The organism is Burkholderia sp. RF2-non_BP3 (genome assembly GCF_001522185.1).
Lineage (GTDB): Bacteria > Pseudomonadota > Gammaproteobacteria > Burkholderiales > Burkholderiaceae > Burkholderia > Burkholderia diffusa.
Genome location: NZ_LOSU01000069.1, coordinates 1 through 3,415, shown reverse-complemented (window position 1 = coordinate 3,415; position 3,415 = coordinate 1). Strand labels below are relative to the sequence as shown.

The following is a 3,415-nucleotide window of genomic DNA, read 5'->3' as shown; positions in this document are numbered from 1 at the left end:
TCATTGGCGATTGAGCCAGTCAGAGCGGTACGGAGTACGTATCGGCTGTCGTTCTTTAACAATCTGGAAGAAGTAAGTAATTTGGATAGCGGAAGCGTCTTGAGATGGACGTGAAAACTATCCGGGTTGTGATTGTATCGATGTATCTCAAGATGATTCGAACTCTATGTTCGACTCAATTGGAATACGGCACAACGCGAGAACTCAACCTGTAACGAGACAGACTCGTTATAGGGTCAAGCGAACAAGTGCATGTGGTGGATGCCTTGGCGATCACAGGCGATGAAGGACGCGGTAGCCTGCGAAAAGCTACGGGGAGCTGGCAAACGAGCTTTGATCCGTAGATGTCCGAATGGGGAAACCCACTCCTTTTGGAGTATCCATGGCTGAATACATAGGCCATGCGAAGCGAACGCGGTGAACTGAAACATCTAAGTAACCGCAGGAAAAGAAATCAACCGAGATTCCCAAAGTAGTGGCGAGCGAAATGGGATGAGCCTTGCACTCTTTATTTGTATTGTTAGCCGAACGCTCTGGAAAGTGCGGCCATAGCAGGTGATAGCCCTGTAGGCGAAAACAGTATGAAAGAACTAGGTGTGCGACAAGTAGGGCGGGACACGTGAAATCCTGTCTGAAGATGGGGGGACCATCCTCCAAGGCTAAATACTCGTGATCGACCGATAGTGAACCAGTACCGTGAGGGAAAGGCGAAAAGAACCCCGGGAGGGGAGTGAAATAGATCCTGAAACCGCATGCATACAAACAGTCGGAGCCTCGTAAGGGGTGACGGCGTACCTTTTGTATAATGGGTCAGCGACTTACGTTCAGTAGCAAGCTTAACCGTATAGGGCAGGCGTAGCGAAAGCGAGTCCGAATAGGGCGTTCAGTTGCTGGGCGTAGACCCGAAACCAGGTGATCTATCCATGGCCAGGATGAAGGTGCGGTAACACGTACTGGAGGTCCGAACCCACTAACGTTGAAAAGTTAGGGGATGAGCTGTGGATAGGGGTGAAAGGCTAAACAAACCTGGAAATAGCTGGTTCTCTCCGAAAACTATTTAGGTAGTGCCTCGTGTCTCACCTTCGGGGGTAGAGCACTGTCATGGTTGGGGGGTCTATTGCAGATTACCCCGCCATAGCAAACTCCGAATACCGAAGAGTGCAATCACGGGAGACAGACATCGGGTGCTAACGTCCGGTGTCAAGAGGGAAACAACCCAGACCGCCAGCTAAGGTCCCCAAATATAGCTAAGTGGGAAACGAAGTGGGAAGGCTAAAACAGTCAGGAGGTTGGCTTAGAAGCAGCCACCCTTTAAAGAAAGCGTAATAGCTCACTGATCGAGTCGTCCTGCGCGGAAGATGTAACGGGGCTAAGCTATATACCGAAGCTGCGGATGCGTGCTTGCACGCATGGTAGGAGAGCGTTCCGTAAGCCTGCGAAGGTGCCTTGTAAAGGGTGCTGGAGGTATCGGAAGTGCGAATGCTGACATGAGTAGCGATAAAGGGGGTGAAAGGCCCCCTCGCCGTAAGCCCAAGGTTTCCTACGCAACGTTCATCGGCGTAGGGTGAGTCGGCCCCTAAGGCGAGGCAGAAATGCGTAGCTGATGGGAAGCAGGTCAATATTCCTGCACCATTGTTAGATGCGATGGGGGGACGGATCGCGGAAGGTTGTCCGGGTGTTGGAAGTCCCGGTCGCTGCATTGGAGAAGGCGCTTAGGCAAATCCGGGCGCAGGATTCAAGGGTGTGGCGCGAGCTCCTTCGGGAGCGAAGCAATTGGAAGTGGTTCCAAGAAAAGCCTCTAAGCTTCAGTCTAACGATGACCGTACCGCAAACCGACACAGGTGGGCGAGATGAGTATTCTAAGGCGCTTGAGAGAACTCGGGAGAAGGAACTCGGCAAATTGGTACCGTAACTTCGGGATAAGGTACGCCCTTGTAGCTTGACTGGCCTGCGCCAGGAGGGTGAAGGGGTTGCAATAAACTGGTGGCTGCGACTGTTTAATAAAAACACAGCACTCTGCAAACACGAAAGTGGACGTATAGGGTGTGACGCCTGCCCGGTGCCGGAAGATTAAATGATGGGGTGCAAGCTCTTGATTGAAGTCCCGGTAAACGGCGGCCGTAACTATAACGGTCCTAAGGTAGCGAAATTCCTTGTCGGGTAAGTTCCGACCTGCACGAATGGCGTAACGATGGCCACACTGTCTCCTCCCGAGACTCAGCGAAGTTGAAGTGTTTGTGATGATGCAATCTACCCGCGGCTAGACGGAAAGACCCCATGAACCTTTACTGTAGCTTTGCATTGGACTTTGAACCGATCTGTGTAGGATAGGTGGGAGGCTATGAAACCGGAACGCTAGTTTCGGTGGAGCCGTCCTTGAAATACCACCCTGGTTTGTTTGAGGTTCTAACCTTGGCCCGTGATCCGGGTCGGGGACAGTGCATGGTAGGCAGTTTGACTGGGGCGGTCTCCTCCCAAAGCGTAACGGAGGAGTACGAAGGTACGCTAGGTACGGTCGGAAATCGTGCTGATAGTGCAATGGCATAAGCGTGCTTAACTGCGAGACCGACAAGTCGAGCAGGTGCGAAAGCAGGTCATAGTGATCCGGTGGTTCTGTATGGAAGGGCCATCGCTCAACGGATAAAAGGTACTCTGGGGATAACAGGCTGATACCGCCCAAGAGTTCATATCGACGGCGGTGTTTGGCACCTCGATGTCGGCTCATCTCATCCTGGGGCTGTAGCCGGTCCCAAGGGTATGGCTGTTCGCCATTTAAAGAGGTACGTGAGCTGGGTTTAAAACGTCGTGAGACAGTTTGGTCCCTATCTGCCGTGGGCGTTGGATATTTGAAGGGGGCTGCTCCTAGTACGAGAGGACCGGAGTGGACGAACCTCTGGTGTACCGGTTGTCACGCCAGTGGCATCGCCGGGTAGCTATGTTCGGAAGAGATAACCGCTGAAAGCATCTAAGCGGGAAACTCGCCTTAAGATGAGATATCCCTGGGGACTAGATCCCCTTGAAGGGTCGTTCGAGACCAGGACGTTGATAGGTCAGGTGTGTAAGCGCAGTAATGCGTTCAGCTAACTGATACTAATTGCCCGTAAGGCTTGATCCTATAACAAGTCTGTTTCGACAGTCGTTAGCGCTTCAGCGCTTACGAATGTCGAACGTCGAGTGCAAAGCACTCGACGTACTGCGGTTGAAGTACCGCGTACGTGTGAGATACAGCTCACAACCTAATTACTGCTTCTTCCCAGATTGGTTCTGTTGGCCATGCCAGCAGAACAACCCTCTTTGCCTGATGACCATAGCGAGTCGGTCCCACCCCTTCCCATCCCGAACAGGACCGTGAAACGACTCTACGCCGATGATAGTGCGGATTCCCGTGTGAAAGTAGGTAATCGTCAGGCTCCCT

At 52.5% G+C, this 3,415-nt stretch carries 2 rRNA genes; both read left to right on the top strand.

What is annotated here, in order from left to right:
• The first annotated feature begins 234 nt into the window (after window positions 1-234).
• Window positions 235-3,115, top strand: a 23S ribosomal RNA gene (locus WS45_RS30710).
• A 182-nt stretch (window positions 3,116-3,297) separates the two neighbouring features.
• Window positions 3,298-3,410, top strand: a 5S ribosomal RNA gene (gene rrf / locus WS45_RS30705).
• Window positions 3,411-3,415: the final 5 nt, after the last annotated feature.